Genomic DNA, 26,046 nt, shown 5'->3' on the forward strand with positions numbered 1-26,046 from the left:
TCTTTATATTGAGAATTACTACAACTCAGTGAGAATGCATGGAACGTTAGGCAATGTGAGCCCCATGCAATATGAATCAATAAATTAAAACCCCGTGTCTACTTTAGTGGGGTCAGATCACAGATCATTGACCTTTGACCTTTGACCTTTTTTACCCAACAGCCAGCCATACACCGACTGCTATCATTAAGCTGCCAGCGATTGCGTTCATAAACTTTATATTATCGCCGCGACTTAAAAATATGCGTAAACTTTTGCCGCCAGTTGCATATGCCATCATACATACAAACTCACTAACAAGTATTACGATAACTAAAATACTCAGTTGAGGTGCAATAGCATAGTCAATATTAATAAAAGGCGGCAGTAGCGAAATCATAAAAGCCCAGCCTTTTGGGTTGGCGATGGCTGTAATGAAACCTTGGCTAAATAATGCTTTGCGGCTTACTTTACTTTTTTGTTGACTGCTTAGGTCGAGCTTAGCTTTATCGCGCCACATGCTTATGCCTATATAAACTAAATATGCCCCACCGACCCATTTTAAGATTGAAAATGCTTGCGGGTAATTTAGCATGATACTTGCCACGCCCAACACGGCAGCCATTGCAACTAAGGCTACACCCAGTAACTCTCCTATCATCATCCACATAGTCCGCCTGACACCAATACTCATGCCGAGTGTCATTGCAAGTGTCATACACATACCCGGTGTGATTGATACAAAAAAGAATGTAGGTATAAATACCGCTAGTATTGCTAAATCAAACATCAAATTACTCATTGCAGGTTATCATGCTAAAACAATATCAAGAACTTACTCTCTAGAACAAGAAAATAGGTATGTTTATAGGTGTAAATAAAAATTTAATGCGTAACGACTATAATTAAGTTTATGTTGAATGGTATTTTGAATATATTTTTGCTTTGTGCGGTGCTTTGAATTAGGATCGATTTAGTTTAAAACCAAGAACTAATGGCCTGTGTCTAGATTATTAATTTTACTTACTGCTATATTCTTCAGCTTTTCAATCAAAGCTGTAGAAGTGACTGATCTGTATCAAGATATACTCAAAGTTGAAGATAAATCCCGAGATGCGCGCTTAACAGCAAGCCGTGCTGCACTATTGAATGTTTTGGTGAAGGTCAGTGGTGATCCAAATGCTGATCAAAACGCGTTGGCAAAACAACGTAGTAAAGATATATCTGACTACATGCTTAAGTTTGAATATGACGAGAAAGCGGATGGAACGCTTAAACTAGTTGTTAAGTTTGAAGCTAATAAGATAAATGCATTAATCAAAGAATTAAATTTACCACTTTGGGGCACTCGTCGCCCACTAGTCGCTATTTGGCTAGCAATTGAAGATAACTGGCGTAGAGAGCTCGTTACACAAGAGAGCTATCCACAGTTAGAACAACTTATATACGATACTGCTTCGCGAAGAGGTTTGCCGGTTGTTGTGCCCTTACTTGACCTTCAAGATAGAGCTATTGTTGGTATTCCTGAGGTGTGGGGGAATTTCTCTGAGCCTGTAGAGCAGGCATCAAGTCGATACACAGCAGAAAGAAGCATTACCGCTAGACTTTACAAGCCTGAAAGTAACGATAATTGGGTACTTGACTGGCGTTTTACAAATGATGATTTATTTGAAGCTAATCGCTTAACAGGGGATAAGCAGCAAACTATCGCATTAATGATTGATACCTTAGCTGCAGGATTAGCTGCTGAATATGCAGTTGATCCTAGTTCTGCAAATAGCTTAACGAAAGCGCTCTTTAAACTTAAGGGTACGCAGAGCTTTGTTGACATTGAACTTGCAAAACGACGTTTAGAAAGCTTAAGTGTTGTGACTGACTTAGTTATTCGCTCAAGAGATAAAGAAACTATCTATTTTGAAGTTAATCATACAGGTTCGGTTAAAGATTTTAAAAAAGCTCTGGAGCTTGATCGTGCATTTGAAGCGTTTGTTGATCCGCGTGCTTTTTATCATATAAGTTCACAAAGCAATCTTGAATATATTTGGGTCGGTAAATAATGAAGGCAGTTGAGCCAGTGCAAATGGCACTGCCAGTTACACTGCCAGATGATGAAACATTTGCCTCATACTTTGGTGGTGAAAACTCGCTTGAGGTTAGTCACCTTAAAAGTGCATTCAATACATTAGCTACTTCTTTTCAATACACATATCTATGTGGTCTGGGAGATTCTGGGAAATCACACTTACTTTATGCAACTTGCATCCATGCTCAGGAGCGAGGTCTGTCAACCATGCTTCTTTCTATGCGTGAAGTAATTGATTTTGGTCCGATTGTACTTGAGGGTCTCGAATCGCTCGATGTATTGTGTATAGATGATGTTCATTTAGTTGCTGGCAATGATGCTTGGGAAAAAGCTTTATTTAATTTCTTCAATCGTTTTAGTGAACCGAAAAAATGCTTAGTTGTCACAGCAGATTTATTGCCTGACATGCTCAATATTACACTCCCTGATTTAGTGTCGAGATTAAAGTGGGGGACTACATTTCAAATTCGTTCAATGAGTGATGATGATAAGGCTGAGGCCTTAGTTAAGCGTGCAAATATGCGAGGGCTTGAACTCACCGATGAGTGTGCTCGCTTTTTATTAACACGCTTAAGCCGTGATATGAGAGCGCTATTAGATGTGTTGGATAAGCTTGACCATGCTTCTATGGCTGCGCAGCGAAAACTCACAATTCCCTTCATAAAATCTGCATTAAAGCTTTAAAAAGCTATTTCCTTGCTTTTCAGGGTAAGTTAATCAGAAAGAATTCAATAAGATTAGTATAAAGCCTAGAATCTAGTCCTTGCTTTCAGTTATCATTAGTCAACAAAATTGTAATCACCTTCTGTGAAAGATCAGGTATCGAATGAACTTAGAAAATATATTAGCGCAAGCACTTGAGGCTGTTGCCAGTGCGAATGAAATCGCGCAGCTTGAAGATATCAGGGTTAATTATCTTGGTAAAAAGGGCGAAATCACCAGTTTATTAAAAACGCTTGGTAAAATTGCGCCTGAAGAGCGTAAAGAAGCCGGTCAAGTTATCAATCAAGCAAAGCAAGATGTACAAGCCGCTATTAACAATAAGCGTGAGTTACTTGCCAGTAAAGCTCTTGAAGAAAAACTAGCCGCAGAAACAATTGACGTAACACTACCAGGGCGCGTTATGCCTACTGGTGGCCTTCACCCAGTTACACGTACAATTGAGCGTATTGAAAGCTTTTTTGGTGAACTTGGCTTTGAGGTTAAGTCTGGTCCTGAAGTTGAGGATGATTTTCATAACTTTGATGCGCTAAATATTCCGGAACATCACCCTGCACGTGCTGATCACGATACCTTCTATTTCAATCCAAAGCTTGTATTGCGCACCCAAACAAGTGGTGTACAAATACGTACTATGGAAACTGAACAGCCGCCACTGAGAATTATTTCTCCGGGTCGCGTTTATCGTAATGATTATGACCAAACACACACACCTATGTTCCATCAGGTTGAAGGCCTAATGGTTGATACAGATGTAAGCTTCACAGAGCTTAAAGGTATTTTGCACGACTTCTTACGTAACTTCTTTGAAGAAGATATGGAAATTCGTTTCCGCCCATCTTACTTCCCGTTCACAGAGCCGTCGGCTGAAGTGGATGTAATGGGTAAAAATGGTAAATGGTTAGAAGTGTTAGGTTGTGGCATGGTTCACCCTAATGTACTTAAATCAGTGGGTATTGACCCTGAAAAATACACCGGTTTTGCCTTTGGTATGGGTGTAGAGCGTTTAACCATGTTGCGCTATGGCGTAAATGATTTACGTGCATTTTTCGAAAACGATTTAAAATTCCTGAACCAGTTCCGTTAAGAGTGAAGATATAAAATGAAATTTAGTGAAAAGTGGTTAAGAGAGTGGGTTAATCCTGCAATTGACACGCAGGCTCTTTCGGAACAGCTATCGATGGCCGGACTTGAAGTAGATGCTGTAGAGCCAGCGGCTGCCGAGTTTAACGGTGTTCTAGTTGGTGAAGTGGTTGAATGTGGTCAACACCCTGATGCAGATAAACTACGTGTAACAAAAATCAATGTTGGTGGCGATGAGCTACTTGATATTGTGTGTGGCGCACCAAACTGTCGTCAAGGTATTAAGGTTGCAGTAGCAACTGTAGGTGCTGTATTACCGGGTGACTTTAAAATTAAGAAAGCCAAACTTCGTGGTCAACCATCTCACGGCATGTTATGTGCTTTTGTTGAGCTAGGTATTAGCGAAGAGGGCGATGGCATTATGGAATTGCCATTAGATGCGCCTGTTGGCACTGATTTACGTGAATATTTAGGTCTAGATGACAATATCATCGATGTTGATTTAACGCCTAACCGTGGTGACTGCTTAGGTATAAAAGGGATTGCTCGTGAAGTAGGTGTACTTAACAGTATTGATGTTAAAGCGCTAGAAATTCCAGTAGTTAAAGCCACAATTGACGATAAAGTATCAATTGAGCTCGTTAATGAAGATGCTTGTCCTCGTTATTTAGGACGTGTAATTAAAGGCATTAACCTTGATGCAGAAACACCGCTTTGGATGGTAGAAAAGCTACGTCGCAGTGGTATTCGTTCAATCGACCCTGTGGTTGATGTAACCAACTTTGTACTGCTTGAGCTGGGCCATCCAATGCATGCATTTGATTTAAATGCAATTGAAGGCGGTATTAAAGTTCGTAGTGCAAATGCAGGTGAAGAACTTGTTCTACTTGACGGCAACACTGCAAAGCTAAATGAATCAACCTTAGTAATAGCCGATCATAATAAAGCCTTGGCAATTGCCGGAATTTTTGGTGGCGAGCAATCAGGCGTAACAGAAAAAACCGCTGATATTTTGTTAGAAAGCGCGTTTTTCAACCCAGTTGCAATTGCAGGTCAAGCACGTAGCTACGGCCTACATACAGATGCATCACACCGCTATGAGCGTGGTGTTGATTTTGCACTACAACATGATGCCATGGAACGTGCCACTGCATTATTACTTGATATTGTAGGTGGTGAAGCAGGCCCAGTCGTTGAAGCCGTTGCTAAAGATAAATTACCAAAAGTAACAGAAGTACGCCTACGCCGTGAACGTCTAGACCGTGTAATAGGCCATCACATTAATGATGAAAAAGTAACGGATATTCTTACTCGCTTAGGTCTTGATGTGAAAATTGTTGATGGTGTGTGGAGTGCTGATGTACCAAGCTACCGCTTTGATATTCGCATTGAAGAAGATTTAATTGAAGAAGTGGCGCGTGTATTTGGTTACAACAGTATTCCAAATGTAGCACCAACAGCTAAATTGAAAATGACTACGCATAACGAAGCAACCATTGGCGTTAATAAGTTTCGTAATGCACTTGTGACACGTGGTTATCAAGAAGCCATCACTTACAGCTTCGTTGATCCAAAAGCGCAAACAATTTTACACCCAGACAGTGATGCACTTATTTTACCGCATCCGATCTCAAGTGATATGTCTGCTATGCGTGTAAGTTTAATGCCAGGATTGTTAGCATCATTGGTATATAACCAAAACCGTCAACAGCCTCGCATTCGTTTATTCGAACATGGGCTTAAGTTCTTACGCGATGAAAATGCAGAGAATGGCGTAAACCAAGTGGCTGTTATCGGTGGTGTAATCACCGGTCTTGCTCATGGTGAACATTGGGTTGAAGAAAAACGTAATGTTGATTTTTATGATTTAAAAGGTGATGTTGAAGCATTACTTTCATTAACCAATGATATAAATCGTTTTGAGATCAAAGCAGAGCAGTCTGATGGTTTACATCCAGGTCAATCTGCAGCTATCTACGTTGATGGTAAAAAAGTAGGTTTTTTTGGTGCTGTTCACCCTCAAGTGCAAAAGTCATTAGACATTAATAATGCAACTTATGTGTTTGAAATTGAAATGTCAGCAATTGAAAAAAGAAATTTACCTGAAGCTGTAGGGGTATCTAAGTTCCCTTCAAACCGCCGCGACATCGCTATTTTAGTGGAAGAACAGGTGAAATCTGGCGACATTTTATCAGTGATAGAAAAAGTTGGCGGAAATCAATTGGTTGACCTAAACTTATTCGATGTGTATAAGGGCAAAGGTATTGAGCCAAATTATAAGAGTTTGGCGATTGCTCTAACACTGCAGGCGGTTGATAGAACACTCGAAGAGAAAGATATCAATCAGGTAGTTGATAATGTGGTGGCCGCACTGGCCGAACAGTTTAATGCATCGTTGAGGGACTAGATATGGCGCTTACTAAAGCCGACATAGCTGAACACCTATTTGAAAAACTCGGGATCAATAAAAAAGATGCCAAAGATTTAGTTGAAGCGTTTTTTGAAGAAATCCGCTCAGCGCTTGAAAAAGGCGAGCAGGTTAAGCTCTCTGGATTTGGTAACTTTGATCTTCGTGACAAAAAAGAAAGGCCAGGGCGTAATCCGAAAACAGGGGAAGATATTCCTATTTCGGCGCGTAGAGTGGTCACTTTTAGGCCGGGTCAGAAATTAAAGACTCGTGTCGAAGTAGGCACAAGCAAAGCAAAATAAAAACAGGCAGCGCAAGCTGCCTTTTTTTTAATATTTAACTTTCATTTGTTTTACCGACAGTGCGATGATTTGTTCTAGCACGTTTAAATCAATATTGTTTAAATTGCTAATATACAAACAACTCTTCCCAGTTTTGTGCTTACCTAGTTTATTTAGCAGCGGTGCTATTTCATCACTCTCAAACCCGGGCATAATATAGATGGATAGTTTTGTCTTGCGCGGTGAAAAGCCAGTCAATGGCCATTCTCCACTTTGACCTGAATCGTATTTATATTGATAACACCCAAAACCAATTATATCTTTTCCCCATACAAGCGCAGGTTCTTGCGTTATTTTTTCAAAAAGGGCAATTAGCCTGTGTGTATCCTCTAAACGCTTAGGATCTATATGTGCTAAACATTTTTCTAAAGTGATTTGATTTACTTGTGTTTTTAACGCCATTTTTATGCCCTAGACTACAAATATCTATTTAGCATAGAGACGGTACTGTGAATATTCAATGCATTATTGGTCACGATCGGTATAATGCGCGCAACTGGCCACTTTGGCCTTATTTAAAAGAGAGTTTATATGAGTTTTGATGGGTTAGGTTTATCACAGTCTTTAGTTAATGCAGTTTTAGAAAAGGGCTATGAAACGCCAACACCAATTCAGGCTCAGGCCATTCCTGCGATTATTGAAGGTCGCGATGTAATGGCTGCTGCGCAAACTGGTACGGGTAAAACAGCAGGTTTTACTTTACCGCTTATTGAGTCTTTGTCAAAAGGACAAAAAGCTAAATCTAATCATGTACGGGCACTTATTTTGACACCAACTCGTGAACTTGCATTACAAGTAAGCGAAAATGTTGAAGAATATGCTAAGCATTCAGGTGTTAGCTCGTTTGTGGTTTATGGTGGTGTTAAAATTAACCCACAGATGCAGCGTCTACGTAAAGGAGTAGACATTTTAGTTGCAACACCAGGGCGTTTAATTGACTTACATAACCAAAATGCAGTTAAGTTCGATAATGTTGAAGTGCTGGTTTTAGATGAAGCTGATCGTATGCTAGATATGGGCTTTATTCATGACATTAAACGCTTAATAGCAAAAATGCCGGCAAAGCGCCAAAATTTAATGTTTTCAGCAACATTTTCTGATGATATTCGCGCGTTGGCAAAAGGATTAATTAACGATCCTGTAGAAATATCTGTAGCTGCAAAAAATACGACTGCAAAAAGTGTGACGCAAAGTGTTTACGCCGTAGATAAAGCGCGTAAAACAGCGTTGCTAAGTCATTTAATTCGTAGTAACGATTGGCAGCAAGTATTGGTATTTAGTCGCACTAAACATGGTGCTAACCGTTTAGTTAAGCAACTTGAGCGTGATGGTATTGTTGGTGCAGCAATCCATGGTAATAAATCTCAAGGCGCACGAGTGAAAGCTCTTGAAGGTTTTAAAAGCGGTGAAGTCCGTGTACTTGTTGCAACAGATATTGTTGCACGAGGTTTAGATATTGTTGAGCTTCCACACGTTGTGAATTACGACTTACCTAATGTATATGAGGATTATGTTCACCGTATTGGTCGCACGGGTCGTGCAGGTGCATCTGGTCACGCTATTTCATTTGTAACAACGGAAGATGCGGTAGATTTATATGGTATTGAACGTTTTATTGGCGAGTTAATCCCACGTGCTCAAGTGGAAGGCTTTGAACCAAGCAACCCTGTTGCTGAGCGTGCCCTCGATGCACGCCCACTGCCAGCTAAAAAAGCAAAGAAAAAGCAGCCATTTAATAAACCTAAATCAGACAGCAGTAAACCGAACAGCAAAAAGTCCAATAATGGTGGTAATGGTACTGGACCACGCCGTGGTGGCTCTAAAAAGCCTGCAGCTAAAGGCGAGGGAGAGCAACAAAATCCATGGGCAAAACGTCAGTCCGTTGGTGGTAACTCACAGCGCCGTCGTAGGCCAAGTAATGGTGGCTCTCAGGGAAACGCTTAACTAATACATAACGCGCCTTAATGGCGCGTTTTATTGTGTAGTTAATAAGTTAATAGTTAAACCGATAAATAGTGTCACTGTCACACTTAACAAAGTACCTAGCATTACATATTCAGTGAGTTGCTTTTCTTCACTGGCACGTAAATCACCAAAACGAAAAATAGATTTTGCCGCTAGTAAAAAGCCAACACCTGCATACTCACCTAATAAAATAAATGTCAGCATTAAAACTCGCTCTAATATACCTATACTATGCCCAGCAGCCGGAATGCTGCCTGATGTAGAAAAGCCATTGGTGATACGCTCAAGTGCCATGCGAATAAATACTGAGCTTGGGTTAAGCACTAATAAATAGCCTGTGAGTATAATTAAATTATTAAGGGTAATAAGCTGCTTTACTAGTTGGTTGTAAAAGTCGTGATTATCAGCAAGCCACACCGCGACTATGACAATCACAATAAAGTGGGCACATTGATCGAGTACAAAAGGGATCACCCCTTTATTTGAGTACGACTTGGCAATATCAATAAAATAATGGGTGATTGCAATCACTACCGTCGCAATTGTTATGTTTAACCAGTCACCCCAACCATAATAGTATTCCCATATAGCAATAATGAGAGCGCTGACTAGGCAGTGCATTAAAACATGTAAGTAAAGCTTACTTGCTTTAAAATGTCGTGTGTTTCTATCATGTACCCAGCTCATTGGTTGCAAATAAAAATCTGCAAGTAAATGAGCAATAACAAGTGCTGTTAATAATAGATAAAAGCTCACGTTGTCACTCCTTTGAGCTGTTGTTCAATAGCATGTTTGCTGTAATTCAAAAAGCGTTCTATGAGTTGGTAATGTGCTAAATTAAGTAACTTAGTTACATTTTCACGACTGGTTTTAAGCTCCTTGGCAAGCTCGCTATGGCTGTTATTGTTTGTGGTTAAATAGTAAAATAACGCATTGGCTTGCTTTTGGCTCATTTTATCGAGCAGTACATCAATTAAATCTATATTAAGCGCAAAGCTTGTATCAAGCGGACAATGCTCAATTTGCAATATTAGCAGTTGATTCATTATATCTAAGCCTTGGCCAGAGAGCGTATACGCAGAGCCCGTGGCTGTTTTTATATCAGCGCGGGGGTTATCAAGCCCCCCAACAGCAAGGCTTTGACGTAATGAATAATTGGCTGACTTTAGCTGTAAGTAAAGCAATACGGCTGCACTGCATACATCAGTTGGATCAGGTAATTGTATTTGTAGGGCATCACCGCGATAAATACTAAATTGGCCATTAAATTTGTTTGTAATAAAACGTAAGCTTTGATCTAGCTGGTAAAGCATATCATCGTATTGATGTTGCGGAATTTTTTGTGACTTGATCAAATCGCCAGTAATGACTGCAATCATTATTCTCACCTAGCTAATGTAACCTATATGAGTTACTTTTTGTTATGTAACCAAATTCGGTTACTTGTTAATAAGTAACCAATCTAGGTTACTTTTAGCTTTTTTTCAAGTTAACTATGCTACATTGTTCAAAACTTAATTGAAGAGCCTATTATGTCGCAATCATCAGAGTCGTTAGTTAAATCGCAGATAGCTTCAAAACCCAGAGTGGGAATATTTGTCGACGTGCAAAATATATATTACACCTGCCGGCAAAGTTATGGCAAAAATTTTGATTACAATGCTTTTTGGGCACACGTGAGTGAACGTTACGACATTGAGTGCGCCTTTGCTTACGCTATTTATCGAGGTGATGATAAGCAATCACAATTTCAAAATATCTTGCGGGCAATTGGTTTTGAGGTAAAGCTTAAACCGTTTATTCAGCGTAAAGATGGCAGTGCTAAAGGTGATTGGGACGTAGGCATCACTATCGATATGCTTGAGCATGGAAAAAAACTTGATCGTGTTATTTTACTCTCTGGTGATGGTGATTTTGCGCTATTACTGGGTCATTTGGAGCATAAATATAATGTTCCCGCTGTTGTATATGGCGCAGATAAATTAACTGCTGATGCGTTAAAGCAAAGTGCTGAGCATTTTTACTGTATCGATCACTCATTATTACTATAAAAAAGCTATGCGAACATGATGCAAAAGAAATTTGTCTCCATGTTAATAATATTTGACATTGGAGCTGTGTGCTCCTATAGTAAGCCATGTTAAGTATATTTAACATGAAGAATGTTATTCTTTACACTAGGAGTAAAAAATGAGTTACACACAAAAAACAAGGTTATTAGAAGCAGTGATTACGCTAGTTTTGCTGTTCAATTATTTACAAGGCGTGCTATCGATGACCCCTGAGGCACAAATGAATCCAACACTTGCCAGTGGATTACTAATTGAGTTGGCGGTTCAGACGGTCGTGATGCTGGTAATTATGCATAGTATTTTAGCTGCGTTTAACACAAAATACGCTAACCAGCCTAAAGATGAGCGTGAACAAGCAATCGCATTGAAGGGTAAAAGTGTGAGCTTATTTGTTTTACAACTGGGTGTTGTAAATGCTGTTTTTGCTCAATTGGTTGACCAAGTTTACCCAATACCAATGAGCCCTATACATCAATTAGTGATAGCAGCATTGTTGAGCGAGGTAATTGGCGCTGCAGTTGAAGCATGGTTACTGCACAGAGGTTGAAATGGCAAAATTAGCAATCAAAAATACAATTAGAACCCAACGATTTCACCATAATGAGATGACTCAGCAGCAGTTGGCTGATCTCGTAGGCGTAACGCGCCAAACTATTGCGGCAATAGAAGCGGCTAGGTATTCTCCTTCATTGGAAGTGGCATTTAAAATTGCAGCGGTATTTGGGCAACCGCTAGAAAATATATTTCAATACGAGGCATAAAGGTTTACTATTTTATTTAGAAATTCATTATTGATAAATACGTAGACTGTTTACTCTAATGTGTCATCAATTGGATTTTCCGTATACATATAAGGTACTGTTTGGCGTAAGTTGGCAGTACCAAACTCGAAAAAGTATTTTTCTCTTTTATTAAATATTTATTTATTTCAGATAATTACGATTAAATATAAAAGATATGTGAATTTTTATAAAAAATATAATGACAACGCTGTCATTTGTTGTGTAACATTAATTCAACATGGGTTGAGGGCGAATCGCATTCGTATAATAAAAAAGTGCGGTTAATACAAATACAAAACGAAGGTTAGAGGTCGTTAAATGATGGCTAAAAGTGCGAATGAGGACCAATTGTTTATTGGTATCGATGGTGGCGGAACAAAGTGCCGTGCAACTATATACTCCGCTAAAAACGGTGTATTAGGAACTGGTCTTGGTGGCCCCGCGAATCCATTACATGGTTTAGAGCGCACGTTAGAGTCAATTATGGTGTCAACTCAACTTGCAATGCGTGATGCCGGTCTTCCACTAGAAAGTATTCACCAAATTTATGCTGGCTTAGGATTAGCCGGTGTTAATCTCCCAACCCTATACGACAAAATTAACGAGTGGGAACATCCTTTCAAACAAATGTTTTTAACTACTGATTTGCACACGGCATGCATTGGCGCACATGATGGAGATGACGGTGCTGTAATAATTACTGGTACAGGTTCTTGTGGTTTTTCCCATGTTAAAGGTGAGTCTGTTAATTATGGCGGTCATGGGTTTGCTTTAGGCGATAAAGGCAGCGGTGCGTGGATGGGACTAGAAGCAGTCAAAGCTGTATTGGTTGACCTAGACGGTTTAGGTTCGAAAACCGCGCTAACTAATGTTGTCAAAGATCACTTTAATACAGATTGTGCTATGGGAATTGCCGAGCAAATGGCTGGGCAGCCTTCAAGTAGTTACGCAAAGCTTGCACGATACGTTTTTGATGCTGCAAGAAAGAATGATGAAATAGCACTTAATATTGTCAAAGAAGGTGCTGAATATATTAGTTCATTGGCTAAACGTTTACTTGAGAATAATCCGCCGAGATTATCAATGATTGGTGGCCTTGCTGAACCTCTTAATGAATGGTTAGACCCAGCGGTTGCTAAGCTTGTTGAGGCACCTATCCAACCCCCTGAAATGGGAGCAATCTATTTTGCTCAGCAGGCTGTATTAGAGCAAAACCAAAAGGTAGGTATGTAATGAAAACATTTTATCGTGCTGAGTGTTTATTTACGGGTGAAAATTTTATCGATGATGCGTTGTTTAGTGTTGAGCAAGGTGTATTTCGATTAGAAGATGCAGTTACCACCGAGGTTATTGAACTAGAGGGTTTAGTTGCCCCAGGTTTTATTGACGTTCAAGTTAATGGAGGAGGGGGGGCTTTTTTTAATGCTGACCAAACACCAGAATGCCTAGATAAAATAGCCAAAGCTCATGGCCAATTTGGTAGCACCGCTTTGATGCCTACCCTTATTACCGATAAAGTTGAAATCATGCAAGCGGCAGCCGATGCAACAGCTAAAGCGATTGACGAAGGTGTGCCTGGTGTATTGGGGATTCATTTTGAAGGCCCACACTTGTCATTTCCTAAAAAAGGCACGCATAGTGAGCAATTTATTCGCCCAATTAGCGAACAAGAGTTTGCGATTTATGCTCGACAAGACTTGGGTATTAAAATGGTGACGCTAGCACCTGAGAATGTCAGCATCAATGATATCGAACGTTTGGTTGAGTGCGGCGTAAAAGTATCTATAGGTCATACCAATGCTGATTATGCGACTACCATGGCAGCATTAAATGCAGGGGCTGATGGCTTTACTCACTTGTATAACGCAATGTCTGCATTTACGTCTCGCGAACCTGGCGTTGTTGGTGCCGCGCTTTGGCATGATAACAGCTGGTGTGGATTAATTGTTGACGGTCACCACGTTCATCCATTATCCGCTCAACTTGCAATCAGAACAAAGCAGCGCGGAAAAATAATGTTAGTTACCGATGCTATGCCTCCTGTAGGAACTGACGATATGGAGTTTGATTTTTTTGATGGCCGAAAAGTGATCAGAACTGGCGATAGATTGAATTCTAGTACAGGTGAACTTGCGGGTAGTGTACTTGATATGGCAAGTGCTGTAAGAAACACTGTTAATTTTTTAGATGTTAGCCTAGCTGAAAGTTTAAGGATGGCTTCTCTTTATCCCGCACAATACTTAGCCCTTAAGAAAAAAGGACGCTTACTTGATGGTTTTGATGCAGATTTTGTAGTGCTTGATGAGCACCAATATGTCAAAGCAACTTATATTGCCGGTAAAGCAATTTAACGTTTCCCTGGAAAAAACCCCGCCGTAGTATCGCGGGGATTTTTTGTTTTAAAAGTAGGTAAATTATGACAACACAAACATCAACAAAACCAGTCAAAAAGCGTTTAGCATCATTGGATGCACTTCGTGGTATGGACATGTTTTGGATTTTAGGCGGGCAATCTATTTTCGCCGCTTTATTCGTGCTTACAGGCTGGACTGGCTGGAAAGTATTTGAGGCCCATACATTACACAGTGAATGGCATGGTTTTACATTTTACGATTTGATTTTTCCGTTATTTATCTTTTTGTCAGGTGTCGCTATGGGTCTTGCACCAAAGCGCATTGATCATCTGCCATGGAGCGAACGAAAGGTCTTTTACCGAAAAGCGATTAAACGGTTATTTTTACTGTGTGCATTAGGTGTTATGTACAACCACGGGTGGGGTACCGGTATTCCTTTGGCACTGGATGAAATTCGCTATGCAAGTGTACTAGGGCGAATCGCAATCGCTTGGTTCTTTTGTGCAATGTTGGTCTGGCATACCAGCTTACGTACGCAGGCATTGACTGCTGCAGGTCTATTACTAGGTTACTGGGTTCTAATGAGCTTTATTCCAGTTCCTGGTGGCAGTGCGGGTGATTTAAGTGCTTCAGGTAGCTGGAATGCATGGTTTGATAGGTACTTATTACCTGGAATTAGCTATCAAAATAGAGCGGTAGATCCTGAAGGCGTGCTTTCAAGTATTCCAGCTATTGTTAATGCAATGATAGGGGTGTTTGCTGGACAGCTAATTGCTAAAGCGAGCAAGTTAGGCGAATGGAAAGTAGCGGGTATTTTATTTGCCAGTGGTGTTTTGAGTGTGTGCCTTGGTTGGCTTTGGGATTTACAGTTTCCGGTTAATAAAGAGCTTTGGACGAGTTCATTTGTTTTAGTCACCGTGGGTTGGAGTGCTATTTTACTCGCTATTTTTTATGCATTGGTAGATATTTTAAATGGGCAAAAATTAGCTTACCCATTTGTAATAATTGGAGCAAACTCGATCATCATATATCTAGCTTCTAGCTTAGTAAATTGGGAGTATATTAGTTTGAGTGTATTTGGGGGCTTCATTGCGGCAGTGAGCTCTAACTGGCAGCCATTACTTGCAGTACTGGCGTTATTATTGGTTCAAATGCTTGTATTACATTGGATGTACAAGCGAAAAATATTTGTTAGTGTTTGACGTTTTATAGCTGGGTACAAAAAATGTAATTTTTTTATTCACTTTTACTTTACAAAACGTATCTAAATGGTAATAATGACAGCGTTGTCATAATGGTATTGACCTAGACTGATGTATCCCAGTTAGGTTTGATCTAAGGCCCAATTCGATTGCACGTGGAGTTGGGTTTTAGATCCCATTTTTTCATCAACTAATTAAACTGAGCAAACTAAATATGCAAATAGTCATTTTAAATGATGCGGCAGCCGTAGCGGCGTATGGCGCAAATATCTTCGCAAAACAATTACAAAAAAAGCCTACGTCAGTGCTCGGTTTAGCGACGGGTTCAACACCTGTTGCTTTATACCAAGAATTAATCAGTAAGAATAAAGCTGGAGAAATTTCATTTTCTCATGCCACTACGTTTAACCTTGATGAATACTTAGGGCTAACAGGCGAGCATCCTCAAAGCTATCGTTATTTCATGAATGAACAACTGTTTAATCATGTTGATATTAATAAAGATAATACCTTTGTGCCTCCCGGCGATGCCCAAAACCCAATTGAAGCATGTCATGAGTATGAAACAAAAATTTGCGATGCTGGTGGTGTTGACGTACAGCTGCTAGGCATTGGGCGTAATGGCCATATTGGTTTTAATGAGCCATCGTCGGGTTTAACATCTCGTACTCGTGTTAAAACACTGACTAAGGCAACGATTGAAGACAACGCACGCTTTTTTAAAGCAGATGAATATCAACCTCATTTATCTATTACCATGGGCATTGGTACAATTTTAGAAGCAAAAAAAGTTGTACTACTGGCCACAGGTGAAAATAAAGCGGACGCTGTACTTGCTATGGTAGAGGGGCCTTTAATGGCTAAGTGCCCAGCATCTGCACTGCAGCTTCATAGAGATGCAGTGATAGTTATCGATAAAGCAGCGGCAAGTAAGTTAGAAGATTTAGAATTTTATCAGCATATTGAAACTGAAAATCAAAAGTTACAGGCTAAACTAGCTAGCCTGTAATTAGAACAAAATTTATTGTGTGTTCAAAAAAGCCCTATGGGCTTTTTTTTTGCCTATTTTTTGTCGATTTATCAATTGGGTTTAATGTAGTGATATGTTAATTTTAGCCATCTAAACATCAAAAAGGGCGAGCATGCTAAATTACAGCCATATGGCATTAGACCGAGCATCAAATTTGCGAAAGGACCCAGTATGGTTATCAGCGCAAAATAATGATCAAGCGCGATGGTTACTGGTGCATAATAATCGTACCTTGTTCGACCTAAACAGCGTAACCGTTACTTTTTTATCAGCGCAGAGCGTAAGTCACCTTGATTTAAGCAAGGGGATATTCTTAGGACTTGATAAACAAAATATTAGTCATTTTGCATTAGATGTCAGCGAGCTAGATGAAGCAAATTTATTAAATATCACCAAAGACGCTGAATTTGTCGATATTCGCCGTCATGGTGCCCAAGTTGACTTACAGCATGGCTCCATGGCTGCTCTAGCACGAGGGCTATGTTATTGGCATACAACCCATAAATTTTGTGGGAGATGTGGTTCTAGTAATGAGTTAATTGAAGCGGGTCACTCCCGGTTATGCACAAACCCAGAGTGCAAACATCAAACATTCCCGCGCACAGATCCGGCCGTGATCATGGTCGTCACACACACATTTTCAGATGGTGTTGAACGTTGTTTGTTAGGACGACAAGCGACTTGGGCTCCTGGTATGTTTTCATCATTAGCTGGTTTTGTAGATCCAGGTGAAACGTTAGAGCAAGCCGTTGCGCGTGAGGTGATGGAAGAAGCCGGCATTACTGTTAACAATGTACATTATATAGCCTCTCAACCTTGGCCATTTCCTTCATCAATTATGCTGGGGTTCATAGCTGAGGCAGTAACAGAACATATTCAAGTTGATAAAGATGAGCTAGAGGATGCAAAGTGGTTCAGCCGCGAAGAGGTAAGGCAATTTGGTAATTGGCATGAAGAGGGCGAGCACCTAAAGTTACCTCGAACAGATTCAATCTCTCGCTACTTAATAAACCGTTGGCTTGATAAAAAAGATTAAATTTAAGGATTAATAATGACTAGAAAAAACAACATAAACACACAATTAGTCAGCAGTGGTAGGAAAAAAACTTACACTCATGGTGTTGTAAACCCTGTTGTGCAACGCGCATCAACAGTTGTATTCGATTCAGTTGAAGAATTACAAAATGCGGCAAAAAAACGCGGCGATAAAACACTTTTTTATGGACGTCGAGGCACTACGACCCATTTTGCACTTCAAGAGGCAATCACTGAACTTGAAGGAGGCGAAGGGTGTGCGCTTTACCCATGCGGTGCGGCTGCTATTAGCAGTGCCTTACTTGCGTTTTTAAAAGCGGGCGATCACATTTTAATGGTCGATACTGCTTATGAACCAACGCGCGATTTTTGCGATAAAATATTAACTGGTTTTGGTGTTGAGACAACTTATTACCCTGCGACTATCGGTGCGGGCATCAAATCGTTAATTAAAGAAAATACAAAAGTGCTCTTTTTAGAGTCGCCAGGCTCTATTACCATGGAAATTCAGGACGTGCCTGCAATGGTTGCTGTTGCAAATGAGCACGGTGTAATGACGATGCTTGATAACACTTATGGAAACGGCTTACATTACCGCCCATTAGAACATGGTGTTGATATTAGTATTCAAGCTGCAACTAAATACATTGTGGGTCACTCAGATGTCATGATGGGCGTTGCGGTTGCGAACAAAAAGTATTGGCCTACGTTGCGAGAGCAATCTTATTTATTGGGCCAATGCACCTCTGCCGATGACGCTTATTTAGCACTGCGAGGCCTCAGAACAATGGCTGTTCGTTTGAATCAACATGAAAAAGCAGCTATTGAGGTCGCTAAATGGTTAGAGCAGCATCATTTGGTGGATCATATCCGTCATCCAGCGTTTGAGACGTGCCCAGGGCATGCATTCTTCAAACGTGATTTTGATGGTAGCAATGGTTTATTTTCTTTTGTAATGAAAGAAGGTAACCAGCACGCAATCAATGCCTTTTTAGATAGCTTACATCATTTCAAAATGGGATTCTCATGGGGTGGATTTGAAAGCTTGATAACGGCTAATTTGACGATGAAAAATCTTCGTTCTGCATCCGGATGGGAAAAAGGCCCAGTAATTCGCTTACACATTGGCCTTGAAGATGTTGAAGATTTAATAGCGGACTTAGCTCAAGCTCTTGATGTCTACAAACAGCATCTTTAAATGTAAGTATGTTACATTTTAATTTATTGTTACAAAGCTCACCTAAAGTGAGCTTTTTTTTGCTAGTAATTCAACACGTTTGCACTTAATGTGGGTATATTGAGACCTTAAAAGGAAAACCTGTGACACAATTACATCCACAGCGATTAATGAAAATTGCACAGTTTGAACTTGTTCGATTATTTTTGACAAAGCGTGGCTTGTTAGCCGTGGCTGCGTTTACTATTTGTTGGCTATTAATTTTACGTTATCCCATAGGGCAAGCGGTAAGTATTGTAAGTTCGCCTGAAATGGCTGAACTTGCTAAGCAAGTATTTGGGGCAATTGGGTTAAGTAAATTACTTCAATGGCCTGAAGCGGAACTGGCTATGTATTGGTTAATTGCTTTGTATAGTTTTCCGTTATTTTGTTTATTTTTATGTAGTGACCAAATTGTTGGAGATAAACATCGTGGAACATTACGATTCTTAACACTAAGAGCAACCCGCTCAGAAATCTTATTGGGCCGTTTTATTGGGCAAGTACTTATTTTAGCAGCGCTCTTAACAGTCACATTGGTTGCAACATTGGCTGTAATGGCATTTCGTGATGTTGCTTTGCTTGGTGGTGGGATAAACCGTGGTGCTATCATATTATTTTATTTACTAATTACAGTTATGCCATTTGTAGCCTTAATGACTTTAATAAATACGTTTGCAAGCTCAGCACGGTTAGCGATTGTATTAGCTGTGCTATTTTTTGCTGTTGGGAACATTGCGGTGGGTATTCTAACATGGCAAGTACCTATGTTTGCTTTGCTTGATTATATATTCCCAGGGGTTCAAATAAGCCAAGTCGCGGGGCAGAATTCGAATCTACTTAATAGCTTAGGTATTCCCGTTATTCAAAGTGTTGTGTTGTTGTTTATCGCTCAACGTATTTTTGTTAGGAGTTCGTTATGAGTACATTGATACACGCGCAAGCGATAACAAAGCGTTATGGTAGTAAATTAGCGCTCGATGACGTTAGTTTCGAAATACAGCAAGGGGCACCCGTTGCCCTAGTTGGTCCTAATGGAGCGGGGAAAACAACATTATTTAGTTTGTTATGTGGTTATATTTTACCTTCGCAAGGCCAATTAAGTATTCTAGGCAGTAATCCTGGCAGTAGCGAATTATTTGGTAAGTTAAGTGCCTTACCTCAAGATGCTCAGCTAGACCCTCGTTTTAGTATCGTGCATCAACTTAGTTTTTACGGACAACTTCAAGGCTTGTCTGCAGGTACAAGTAAGTCAGAAGCATTGCGAGTGCTTGATTTAGTTGGCTTGTCTGAAGTAGCTCACCAGCGTTCAGATGACTTATCTCATGGCATGCGAAAGCGCGTAACTATAGGCCAATCACTCATTGGTAAGCCACAAATAGTGATGCTTGATGAGGCAACCGCTGGGCTTGATCCAATTCATGCTCGAGAAGTCAGAGAGCTGGTAGCTAACTTAAGTGATGAAGCGACCTTTATCCTCAGCTCTCATGATTTAACAGAATTAGAGCGCTTATGTAACCATGTGTTACACCTAGATAAAGGTAAGCTGATAGAACATCAAGCGAAATCGTCAGAGCTTCAAGCAAAGCGTTTTATGACTATACTCTTTGCAGATAATTATACTGACGTCGAACAAGGGTTACTTAGCTTACCGGGGGTTACCCGAGTTTATATGAGCCAAGCTAAAGAATATGTGATTGAATATCAAAAATCTGAAAAGCAAATTGATATTGAGTTACTTAATTTTTGTAATCAGCAAGGTTGGCGCTACCGCCAGTTAGTAAATGGCCATACCTTGGAAAATCAAATTTTTACACAGGAGAAAGCGTAATGGGTTTATTAAGTGGATTAATGGGCAATGCTAGTGAAGTCGAAGATGACGATTTAGAAGAAGTTCTTAGTAATACATTGGTTGATGGAGAACAAGTTGAAAAAGCTTACAAAGTCGTTCGCGACATGTTTATCTTCACAAATAAGCGTCTTATTCTTATTGATAAACAAGGTGTGACAGGCTCAAAAATTGAAATGCTGAGTATTGGCTATTCTAAAATAACTAAGTTTAGTAAAGAAAGTGCAGGGCATTTTGACTTAGATGCAGAGCTTAAAATTTGGGTTGGTTCAGATCCCACCCCAATTAGTAAAGATTTTAAAGCGGGCGATAATATTAATGAAGTTTACAAAATAATCGCTACTTATGCATTGTAATTAGCTGAAATAAATAGCTATTTACCTTTTTTGATGCCAGCTTATTCTAAGCTGGCATTTTTTTATTTACATTTTCCTACAATTGTTTACAATTAGTTCAATGTAAACAATGACTTGGTTAAGTTTCGATTCAGTTTTCCCGCGTTAGCATGCCCACGTCTTAACCAACAGGTTAGGCAAAACAGCAATGTAACCATGTAAATAGGGAAATCTAATTATGAAAAAATTAGCAGTTATTATCTCAAGTATTCTTCTTTCAAGCGCCGCGACTGCTGCGGACAACTATCAGTCAATTAGCCATTTAGGATATATGGATACTGATGGCAATGACAAAGTGAGCATTGATTCTACGTATTACTTCTCTCCAAAAACGACTTTAGGTCCTTACGACCAATTCGAGTATATCAATAAGCAAACTAATGTTTATGGTGCATACAGCGATGATGATTTTAATGATGTAGCTACAATTGGTGGCGAATACTATATTAAAGACTTTGTATTTGGTGCAGGTTATACCAATTATGATTCTGACTTTGCTTCAAGCATTGATCAATTTAATGTGTCAGCAGGCTATTTCTTCAATCCAAACGTGTTATTAAAAGCCACTTTTTACGATATCGAAGATAATGAAAATCAAGTTATGTTTGATCTTGTTTACAATCATGAGCTTAATAGCACAGATTACATTGGCTTTACGCTAACCAGTGATGATAATTTTGATTACCGTGCCGTAAATGCTAAATACTTCATGGATCTTCAACGAGGTAACTACCTAACAGTTGAAGGAACTATTTCAGACACTGACAACTCAGGTAGCTCATGGAAGTTAGGCTCTAACTACTATTTCTCTAAAGCTACATCGGCATTTGTTACGTTTGACAAAAATGATGACTACAGCTTTGGTGCACAACACTTCTTCAACAAGAACGTAGGTTTGAAAGCGGGTTACGCGAATAACTGGGATGATTCAGATTATGATGCTTACTTTGCAAATGTAAGTTTACAGTTTTAATCTTTTACATATTAAAAATAGCCCGCAGAAGCGGGCTTTTTATTCAATAGTTAAAAGCTACCAACCACATTGACGGCCTTTGTTTTGCTTATCTAAATACGCTTGTAACGGTGCAAAGTAATCGAGTAGTGCTGTCGCATCCATCTCTGATTTACCTGTTACTGTTGCAAGTGCTTCTTGCCATGGGCGGCTTGAGCCCATTTCAAGCATGGCATTGAGCTTTTCGCCCGCCGCTTTAGAATTGTAAACTGAACAACGGTGAATCGCTTCTTCGTTACCAGCAATTTCACACAGACTGCGGTGGAAATCAAATTGAAGAATATGTGCTAAGAAGTAGCGAGTGTAAGGTGTGTTGCCCGGTACGTGGTATTTTGCACCTGGATCAAAATCAGCTTCTGTTCTAGTTATGGGTGCTTGAATACCTTGATACTTCTGACGTAAATCCCACCAAGCTTGGTTGTAGTTTGCTGGCGGTACTTCACCTGAAAACACTTTCCAGCGCCACTGATCTACAAGTAAACCAAATGGAATGAAAGCGACCTTATCTAGTGCCATTTTCATTAATAAACCAATGTCTTTTGATTCGTCAGGTACTTGCTCTAATAAACCAATTTCTTTTAAATATCCTGGTGTAACAGAGAGCGCAATTGTATCGCCAATGGCTTCATGAAACCCATCGTTAGCACTTTCTTGATAGTAAAGTGGCTGTGTGTTGTACGCGCGCTGATAAAAGTTATGGCCTAATTCATGGTGAATAACTGAAAATTCTTCGCCTGTACGTTGGATACACATTTTTATACGAAGGTCGTCTTTGCTATCAATATTCCACGCTGATGCATGGCATTGCACATCACGGTCTTGTGGTTTGGTAAATAGTGAGCGTTGATAAAACGTCTCAGGAAGGGGGGCAAACCCCATTGAAGTAAAAAACTTCTCCGCGCCTTTAACCATTTTTAGTTCATCATAATTATGTTCAGCGAGTAATGCTGTTACATCATAACCTGGATCTGCATTTTCAGGGGCAACAACATCATAAATATTCCCCCATGTTTGTGCCCACATATTACCTAATAAATGTGCAGGGATTGGTTGATCTTGCGGTACTTTATCTTCACCGTATTTTTCGCCTAGTTTTGCACGAACATGACAATGTAATGAATCATAAAGTGGTTTAACTTGTCCCCAAATACGATCAAGTTCATTGGCAAAATCATCTGCAGGCATATCATACTTGCTGCGCCACATAGCGCCGGTATCAGCGTAACCAAGCTCTTTAGCGCCTTCATTCGTTAAGGTTACTTGTTGCTCATAAAGAGGTCGCATTGGTTTAGACACTTGACGCCAGCCTTGCCATAAATCAAGTAGCTCGTTGTAATCACGGCTGGTTGCCATTTTTGCCGTCATATCGCCTAAGCTTAGGCAATTACCACTTTCTTTGCAGTACTTACCCTTGCCGTAGATACCACCCAGCTCTGCCACTAACTGTGATAGTTTAGCTGTTTTTTCTGCATCTTGAGGCGCTGGTAATGTGAGTGCCAATTTTAGCTTATCTAATTTACGTCGGGCATCGTAATCAAGCTCTAATGAATCAAACTGAGCTGCTTCATTTGCAAGGCGCACGACCGCTTCCGTCATCTTGCGGTTTACTTCTGCAGAAAGTGCAGCGGTATCATGAGTAATGAAATTCGCGTAAATCCATTCTGCGCGGCTTGATTCTAAATACAGTGCGTTGAGTTCTTGTTCCGTTTTATCTATAAAGTCTTGTGCATCAGTTGCGTTAACGGAAGTGCTAACAACAGAGTGTTGTTTTTCAGAAGTGTTTTGGTCACAGCCTGATAGTGCTAATGCACTCGTGACCATTAATACGCTAAGACTGAGCTTAAAATGTGGAGTCGTCATATTTACCCTTATATTTGTTATTTATCGCTATGGATGATAGCAGTGTCTTAAAGCATGGCAAAATATATAATACTAATCAGCAATAATACTTAATCATTTTGCGGGGGCTAACGTGTCACTACCTGCGTTAAAAAATGCTCATTTAGAGCAACCAAATAGCGAATTTTTTGCCTAGCTATTAACATTTTTTTACTCTCAAAATAGACCACTTAATTGAGCGAACAGGTATAAGTTTTTGTTTGCATATGTGTATACAGAGAATGATAGTTTTATTGTATTTATAAAAGGATCGGTCATACTTAAAACAATTAATTTCCATCAATTGAAAAGGATCGTTTCCATGTCAGTGTTCATTTTATTACTGGTTTTGGTGATAGTTGTATTTGCGGTAAAAGATATCCGCATCAGCTTAATTAGTCGCCCAGCCTTTAAATTTTTTAAAAAAGTACTGCCGCCATTGTCACAAACAGAACGGGAGGCTATGGAGGCAGGGGATGTTTGGTGGGATGGAGAACTATTTAGTGGTAACCCTGACTGGAAAGTGCTTCACAGCTACCCAAAGCCAGAGTTAAGTAAAAAGGAACGTGCATTTTTAGATAATGAAGTAGAAACATTACTGGCAATGCTTGATGACTATCAAATTGTTCAAAAAGATAAAGACTTGCCTAAAGAAGTTTGGGATTACCTCAAGGTGAATGGTTTTTTTGCAATGATTATTCCCGAAAAGTTTGGCGGGCGTCAGTTCTCAGCTATTGCAAACTCTACCATAGTGGCAAAAATTGCGACTAAAAGCTTAACTGCTGCCGTTACTGTTATGGTGCCAAACAGTTTAGGGCCAGGCGAATTATTGCTTCACTATGGTACAAAAGAGCAGCAAGAACGTTGGTTGCCATCATTAGCAACGGGTGAAGATGTACCTTGTTTCGCTCTAACAGGGCCTGAGGCAGGCTCCGATGCGGGCAGTATTCCTGATTCTGGTGTGGTGTGTAAAGGTGAGTTCAACGGTGAACAAGTAATTGGACTTCGTTTAAACTGGTCTAAACGTTACATAACACTAGCACCTGTGGCTACGGTGCTTGGACTTGCGTTTAAAATGTACGATCCTGAATGTTTGCTTAGTAAAGAGAAAGAGCTGGGTATAACTTGTGCGCTAATACCCACAGGTCATGACGGAGTAGAAATCGGCGAGCGTCATTATCCTCTTAATATGGCGTTTATGAATGGAACTACTTACGGTAAAGACGTATTTATACCACTAGAGTGGATTATTGGTGGCCAGCAGGGTGCTGGTAGAGGCTGGCGTATGCTGGTTGAATGCCTCAGTGCAGGTCGCGGTATTTCACTTCCTGCGCTAAGTAGTGCTACAGGGCATTTGTGTTCGCGCATGACATCAGCTTATGCGATGGTAAGACAGCAGTTTGGATTATCAATTGGGCAGTTTGAGGGGGTTCAAGAAGCGTTAGCGCGTATTGGTGGCTTAACTTATAGTTTGGAGTCTTGCCGACTAATGACCGCAGGTGCAATTGATTTAAAACTCAGCCCATCGGTTGTCACAGCTATTGCGAAATACCATATGACAGAGATGGGGCGAACCGTGATGAATGATGCAATGGATATTCACTCAGGTAAGGGTATTCAAGTAGGGCCAAATAACTATTTAGCTCATGGATACATGGGGATCCCGGTTTCTATAACCGTAGAAGGCGCCAACATATTAACACGTAATTTAATGATTTTTGGACAAGGCGCAACACGTTGTCACCCATTTGTACTTAAAGAAATGGAAGCGGCTGGCATGGAAGATGATGAGCTTGCTTTAAAGCAATTTGATGGGTTGTTGTTACAGCATATTATATTTGCCAGTACCAATGCAGGCATGGCGTTTGTACATGGACTGACTCGAAGCTATTTTGCTAAGTCTCCTGTAAGTGGCGCAACAACGAACTATTATAAGCAGTTAGGCAGAATGAGTCGCGGATTAGCATTTTGCACTGATGTAGCTATGCTTATTTTAGGCGGAGAGCTTAAGCGAAAAGAAATGATTTCTGCACGCTTAGGTGATGTGTTGAGCCACCTATATATTGCCTCAACTGTACTAAAACGGTTTGAAGATGAAGGCCGACAACAAGCAGACTTGGCATTTGTTCAGTATTCAGTGGAGCGAAATTTATTTGAAATTGGGCAAGCGTTTGATGGCTTCTTTAAAAACTTTTCAAATCCATTCGTTAATTTCTTACTCAAACGAATAGTTTTCCCACTGGGTAATCATTACCATCGTCCTAGTGATAATATAGCTCAAACAATATGCGAGCATATGACTAAGCCGGGCGTTTTCAGAAATCGATTAACTCACTTATGCTATGTTGATGATAATGCCGGTACAGGTGTAATGGAGCAAGCATTTGCAGCAATGAATGACACTGCTGATGCATTCAAACGTATAAAGAAGTGGCAGCGTGAGGGCGTTTTAAATCGTAATGCATCGGTCGAAGTAGTAATTGATGAAGCAGTTGAAAAACAACTGATTACAGAGCAAGAGGGTAGGCGTCTACAAGACGCAAATGAGCTTAGGAAACAAGCCATAGCGGTAGATAACTTTTCAAAAGGAACACTTTAAAAGGAAAAAAGCCTTTAAAAATAAAGGCTTTATAACTAAATACT

26 protein-coding genes are annotated in these 26,046 nt (G+C 40.0%); 21 read left to right on the forward strand and 5 right to left on the reverse strand.

The window, feature by feature from the left end:
• Positions 1 to 7 precede the first annotated feature (7 nt).
• The gene (locus ACFI4Z_RS18175; RefSeq protein ID WP_462671796.1) at positions 8 to 88 is read left to right on the forward strand and encodes an IS3 family transposase; all 81 of its coding nucleotides are present in this window, start codon (positions 8 to 10) and stop codon (positions 86 to 88) included.
• 63 nt (positions 89 to 151) lie between these two features.
• Here the strand turns inward: ACFI4Z_RS18175 and ACFI4Z_RS18180 are convergent, their stop codons facing one another.
• A complete protein-coding gene (locus ACFI4Z_RS18180; protein WP_462671775.1) occupies positions 152 to 769 on the reverse strand; it encodes a LysE family translocator in 618 nt (205 codons plus the stop codon).
• Positions 770 to 980: 211 nt separating this feature from the next.
• Here ACFI4Z_RS18180 and ACFI4Z_RS18185 point away from each other — a divergent pair, with 211 nt between their 5' ends.
• The 5 genes from ACFI4Z_RS18185 to ihfA all read left to right on the forward strand — a co-directional run bounded on the left by ACFI4Z_RS18185 (position 981) and on the right by ihfA (position 6,574).
• Positions 981 to 2,036 carry a DUF2066 domain-containing protein gene (locus ACFI4Z_RS18185; protein WP_462671776.1) on the forward strand — a complete coding sequence of 352 codons (1,056 nt, stop codon included), beginning with the start codon at positions 981 to 983 and terminating at the stop codon, positions 2,034 to 2,036.
• Entirely contained in the window at positions 2,036 to 2,746 is a 711-nt protein-coding gene (hda, locus tag ACFI4Z_RS18190) for a DnaA inactivator Hda (RefSeq protein ID WP_099295777.1), read from the forward strand. Before ACFI4Z_RS18185 ends, hda begins: the two co-directional genes overlap by 1 nt.
• A gap of 142 nt (positions 2,747 to 2,888) precedes the next feature.
• The gene (gene pheS / locus ACFI4Z_RS18195) at positions 2,889 to 3,869 is read left to right on the forward strand and encodes a phenylalanine--tRNA ligase subunit alpha (protein WP_462671777.1); all 981 of its coding nucleotides are present in this window, start codon (positions 2,889 to 2,891) and stop codon (positions 3,867 to 3,869) included.
• 15 nt (positions 3,870 to 3,884) lie between these two features.
• On the forward strand, positions 3,885 to 6,272 hold the full coding sequence (pheT, locus tag ACFI4Z_RS18200) for a phenylalanine--tRNA ligase subunit beta (protein ID WP_462671778.1): 2,388 nt from the start codon (positions 3,885 to 3,887) through the stop codon (positions 6,270 to 6,272).
• A 2-nt stretch (positions 6,273 to 6,274) separates the two neighbouring features.
• Positions 6,275 to 6,574, forward strand: a complete 300-nt coding sequence (gene ihfA / locus ACFI4Z_RS18205) for an integration host factor subunit alpha (RefSeq protein ID WP_002960690.1) — start codon at positions 6,275 to 6,277, stop codon at positions 6,572 to 6,574.
• Between the two features lie 27 nt (positions 6,575 to 6,601).
• On the opposite strand, the gene ACFI4Z_RS18210 is transcribed toward ihfA, so the two are convergent.
• A complete protein-coding gene (locus tag ACFI4Z_RS18210) occupies positions 6,602 to 7,015 on the reverse strand; it encodes a DUF1801 domain-containing protein (RefSeq protein WP_462671779.1) in 414 nt (137 codons plus the stop codon).
• Positions 7,016 to 7,144: 129 nt separating this feature from the next.
• Between ACFI4Z_RS18210 and ACFI4Z_RS18215 the strand changes: the two genes are divergently transcribed.
• Complete coding sequence (locus tag ACFI4Z_RS18215; RefSeq protein ID WP_462671780.1) at positions 7,145 to 8,557, forward strand: DEAD/DEAH box helicase; 1,413 nt, start codon at positions 7,145 to 7,147, stop codon at positions 8,555 to 8,557.
• A 30-nt stretch (positions 8,558 to 8,587) separates the two neighbouring features.
• Here the strand turns inward: ACFI4Z_RS18215 and ACFI4Z_RS18220 are convergent, their stop codons facing one another.
• Both ACFI4Z_RS18220 and ACFI4Z_RS18225 read right to left on the reverse strand, forming a co-directional pair.
• Positions 8,588 to 9,334 carry a DUF3307 domain-containing protein gene (locus ACFI4Z_RS18220; protein ID WP_462671781.1) on the reverse strand — a complete coding sequence of 249 codons (747 nt, stop codon included), beginning with the start codon at positions 9,332 to 9,334 and terminating at the stop codon, positions 8,588 to 8,590.
• Positions 9,331 to 9,957: a hypothetical protein gene (locus ACFI4Z_RS18225; protein WP_462671782.1), complete on the reverse strand. Its 627-nt coding sequence runs from the start codon at positions 9,955 to 9,957 to the stop codon at positions 9,331 to 9,333. Before ACFI4Z_RS18225 ends, ACFI4Z_RS18220 begins: the two co-directional genes overlap by 4 nt.
• Before the next feature lie 153 nt (positions 9,958 to 10,110).
• Here ACFI4Z_RS18225 and ACFI4Z_RS18230 point away from each other — a divergent pair, with 153 nt between their 5' ends.
• The 13 genes from ACFI4Z_RS18230 to ACFI4Z_RS18290 all read left to right on the forward strand — a co-directional run bounded on the left by ACFI4Z_RS18230 (position 10,111) and on the right by ACFI4Z_RS18290 (position 21,486).
• The gene (locus tag ACFI4Z_RS18230) at positions 10,111 to 10,629 is read left to right on the forward strand and encodes a LabA-like NYN domain-containing protein (RefSeq protein ID WP_462671783.1); all 519 of its coding nucleotides are present in this window, start codon (positions 10,111 to 10,113) and stop codon (positions 10,627 to 10,629) included.
• Positions 10,630 to 10,768: 139 nt separating this feature from the next.
• A complete protein-coding gene (locus ACFI4Z_RS18235) occupies positions 10,769 to 11,197 on the forward strand; it encodes a hypothetical protein (protein ID WP_462671784.1) in 429 nt (142 codons plus the stop codon).
• A gap of 1 nt (position 11,198) precedes the next feature.
• Positions 11,199 to 11,411 (forward strand): helix-turn-helix transcriptional regulator, encoded by a 213-nt coding sequence (locus ACFI4Z_RS18240; protein WP_462671785.1) that lies wholly within the window; start codon positions 11,199 to 11,201, stop codon positions 11,409 to 11,411.
• 339 nt (positions 11,412 to 11,750) lie between these two features.
• The gene (gene nagK, locus ACFI4Z_RS18245; protein WP_462671786.1) at positions 11,751 to 12,665 is read left to right on the forward strand and encodes an N-acetylglucosamine kinase; all 915 of its coding nucleotides are present in this window, start codon (positions 11,751 to 11,753) and stop codon (positions 12,663 to 12,665) included.
• Positions 12,665 to 13,783 carry an N-acetylglucosamine-6-phosphate deacetylase gene (gene nagA, locus ACFI4Z_RS18250; RefSeq protein ID WP_462671787.1) on the forward strand — a complete coding sequence of 373 codons (1,119 nt, stop codon included), beginning with the start codon at positions 12,665 to 12,667 and terminating at the stop codon, positions 13,781 to 13,783. Before nagK ends, nagA begins: the two co-directional genes overlap by 1 nt.
• A gap of 65 nt (positions 13,784 to 13,848) precedes the next feature.
• Positions 13,849 to 14,988, forward strand: coding sequence for a transmembrane glucosamine N-acetyltransferase NagX (nagX, locus tag ACFI4Z_RS18255; RefSeq protein ID WP_462671788.1), 1,140 nt, complete (start codon positions 13,849 to 13,851; stop codon positions 14,986 to 14,988).
• Between the two features lie 214 nt (positions 14,989 to 15,202).
• Positions 15,203 to 15,997, forward strand: a complete 795-nt coding sequence (nagB, locus tag ACFI4Z_RS18260; RefSeq protein ID WP_462671789.1) for a glucosamine-6-phosphate deaminase — start codon at positions 15,203 to 15,205, stop codon at positions 15,995 to 15,997.
• A gap of 133 nt (positions 15,998 to 16,130) precedes the next feature.
• Positions 16,131 to 17,054: an NAD(+) diphosphatase gene (nudC, locus tag ACFI4Z_RS18265; protein ID WP_462671790.1), complete on the forward strand. Its 924-nt coding sequence runs from the start codon at positions 16,131 to 16,133 to the stop codon at positions 17,052 to 17,054.
• A 15-nt stretch (positions 17,055 to 17,069) separates the two neighbouring features.
• A complete protein-coding gene (locus ACFI4Z_RS18270) occupies positions 17,070 to 18,251 on the forward strand; it encodes a cystathionine beta-lyase (protein ID WP_462671791.1) in 1,182 nt (393 codons plus the stop codon).
• A gap of 149 nt (positions 18,252 to 18,400) precedes the next feature.
• On the forward strand, positions 18,401 to 19,192 hold the full coding sequence (locus tag ACFI4Z_RS18275) for an ABC transporter permease (RefSeq protein WP_462671797.1): 792 nt from the start codon (positions 18,401 to 18,403) through the stop codon (positions 19,190 to 19,192).
• A complete protein-coding gene (locus tag ACFI4Z_RS18280) occupies positions 19,189 to 20,100 on the forward strand; it encodes an ABC transporter ATP-binding protein (protein WP_462671792.1) in 912 nt (303 codons plus the stop codon). The genes ACFI4Z_RS18275 and ACFI4Z_RS18280 overlap by 4 nt, the downstream gene beginning before the upstream one ends.
• Entirely contained in the window at positions 20,100 to 20,474 is a 375-nt protein-coding gene (locus tag ACFI4Z_RS18285) for a PH domain-containing protein (protein WP_394190324.1), read from the forward strand. The genes ACFI4Z_RS18280 and ACFI4Z_RS18285 overlap by 1 nt, the downstream gene beginning before the upstream one ends.
• 217 nt (positions 20,475 to 20,691) lie before the next feature.
• A complete protein-coding gene (locus tag ACFI4Z_RS18290) occupies positions 20,692 to 21,486 on the forward strand; it encodes a putative porin (RefSeq protein WP_462671793.1) in 795 nt (264 codons plus the stop codon).
• 57 nt (positions 21,487 to 21,543) lie between these two features.
• On the opposite strand, the gene ACFI4Z_RS18295 is transcribed toward ACFI4Z_RS18290, so the two are convergent.
• Positions 21,544 to 23,385 carry a M2 family metallopeptidase gene (locus ACFI4Z_RS18295; RefSeq protein ID WP_462671794.1) on the reverse strand — a complete coding sequence of 614 codons (1,842 nt, stop codon included), beginning with the start codon at positions 23,383 to 23,385 and terminating at the stop codon, positions 21,544 to 21,546.
• A 340-nt stretch (positions 23,386 to 23,725) separates the two neighbouring features.
• Between ACFI4Z_RS18295 and ACFI4Z_RS18300 the strand changes: the two genes are divergently transcribed.
• Complete coding sequence (locus ACFI4Z_RS18300; protein ID WP_462671795.1) at positions 23,726 to 26,002, forward strand: acyl-CoA dehydrogenase; 2,277 nt, start codon at positions 23,726 to 23,728, stop codon at positions 26,000 to 26,002.
• Positions 26,003 to 26,046 lie beyond the last annotated feature (44 nt).

Source organism: Pseudoalteromonas sp. RWi3 (assembly GCF_054960735.1).

What these genes read in the sequence shown, in the direction of transcription:
- ACFI4Z_RS18180 (WP_462671775.1), bottom strand. Translation starts at nt 769, where the DNA reads ATGTTTGATTTAGCAATACTAGCGGTATTTATACCTACATTCTTTTTT.
- hda (WP_099295777.1), top strand. Translation starts at nt 2,036, where the DNA reads ATGAAGGCAGTTGAGCCAGTGCAAATGGCACTGCCAGTTACACTGCCA.
- pheS (WP_462671777.1), top strand. Translation starts at nt 2,889, where the DNA reads ATGAACTTAGAAAATATATTAGCGCAAGCACTTGAGGCTGTTGCCAGT.
- pheT (WP_462671778.1), top strand. Translation starts at nt 3,885, where the DNA reads ATGAAATTTAGTGAAAAGTGGTTAAGAGAGTGGGTTAATCCTGCAATT.
- ihfA (WP_002960690.1), top strand. Translation starts at nt 6,275, where the DNA reads ATGGCGCTTACTAAAGCCGACATAGCTGAACACCTATTTGAAAAACTC.
- ACFI4Z_RS18210 (WP_462671779.1), bottom strand. Translation starts at nt 7,015, where the DNA reads ATGGCGTTAAAAACACAAGTAAATCAAATCACTTTAGAAAAATGTTTA.
- ACFI4Z_RS18215 (WP_462671780.1), top strand. Translation starts at nt 7,145, where the DNA reads ATGAGTTTTGATGGGTTAGGTTTATCACAGTCTTTAGTTAATGCAGTT.
- ACFI4Z_RS18225 (WP_462671782.1), bottom strand. Translation starts at nt 9,957, where the DNA reads ATGATTGCAGTCATTACTGGCGATTTGATCAAGTCACAAAAAATTCCG.
- ACFI4Z_RS18230 (WP_462671783.1), top strand. Translation starts at nt 10,111, where the DNA reads ATGTCGCAATCATCAGAGTCGTTAGTTAAATCGCAGATAGCTTCAAAA.
- ACFI4Z_RS18235 (WP_462671784.1), top strand. Translation starts at nt 10,769, where the DNA reads ATGAGTTACACACAAAAAACAAGGTTATTAGAAGCAGTGATTACGCTA.
- ACFI4Z_RS18240 (WP_462671785.1), top strand. Translation starts at nt 11,199, where the DNA reads ATGGCAAAATTAGCAATCAAAAATACAATTAGAACCCAACGATTTCAC.
- nagK (WP_462671786.1), top strand. Translation starts at nt 11,751, where the DNA reads ATGATGGCTAAAAGTGCGAATGAGGACCAATTGTTTATTGGTATCGAT.
- nagA (WP_462671787.1), top strand. Translation starts at nt 12,665, where the DNA reads ATGAAAACATTTTATCGTGCTGAGTGTTTATTTACGGGTGAAAATTTT.
- nagX (WP_462671788.1), top strand. Translation starts at nt 13,849, where the DNA reads ATGACAACACAAACATCAACAAAACCAGTCAAAAAGCGTTTAGCATCA.
- nagB (WP_462671789.1), top strand. Translation starts at nt 15,203, where the DNA reads ATGCAAATAGTCATTTTAAATGATGCGGCAGCCGTAGCGGCGTATGGC.
- nudC (WP_462671790.1), top strand. Translation starts at nt 16,131, where the DNA reads ATGCTAAATTACAGCCATATGGCATTAGACCGAGCATCAAATTTGCGA.
- ACFI4Z_RS18270 (WP_462671791.1), top strand. Translation starts at nt 17,070, where the DNA reads ATGACTAGAAAAAACAACATAAACACACAATTAGTCAGCAGTGGTAGG.
- ACFI4Z_RS18275 (WP_462671797.1), top strand. Translation starts at nt 18,401, where the DNA reads ATGAAAATTGCACAGTTTGAACTTGTTCGATTATTTTTGACAAAGCGT.
- ACFI4Z_RS18280 (WP_462671792.1), top strand. Translation starts at nt 19,189, where the DNA reads ATGAGTACATTGATACACGCGCAAGCGATAACAAAGCGTTATGGTAGT.
- ACFI4Z_RS18285 (WP_394190324.1), top strand. Translation starts at nt 20,100, where the DNA reads ATGGGTTTATTAAGTGGATTAATGGGCAATGCTAGTGAAGTCGAAGAT.
- ACFI4Z_RS18290 (WP_462671793.1), top strand. Translation starts at nt 20,692, where the DNA reads ATGAAAAAATTAGCAGTTATTATCTCAAGTATTCTTCTTTCAAGCGCC.
- ACFI4Z_RS18295 (WP_462671794.1), bottom strand. Translation starts at nt 23,385, where the DNA reads ATGACGACTCCACATTTTAAGCTCAGTCTTAGCGTATTAATGGTCACG.
- ACFI4Z_RS18300 (WP_462671795.1), top strand. Translation starts at nt 23,726, where the DNA reads ATGTCAGTGTTCATTTTATTACTGGTTTTGGTGATAGTTGTATTTGCG.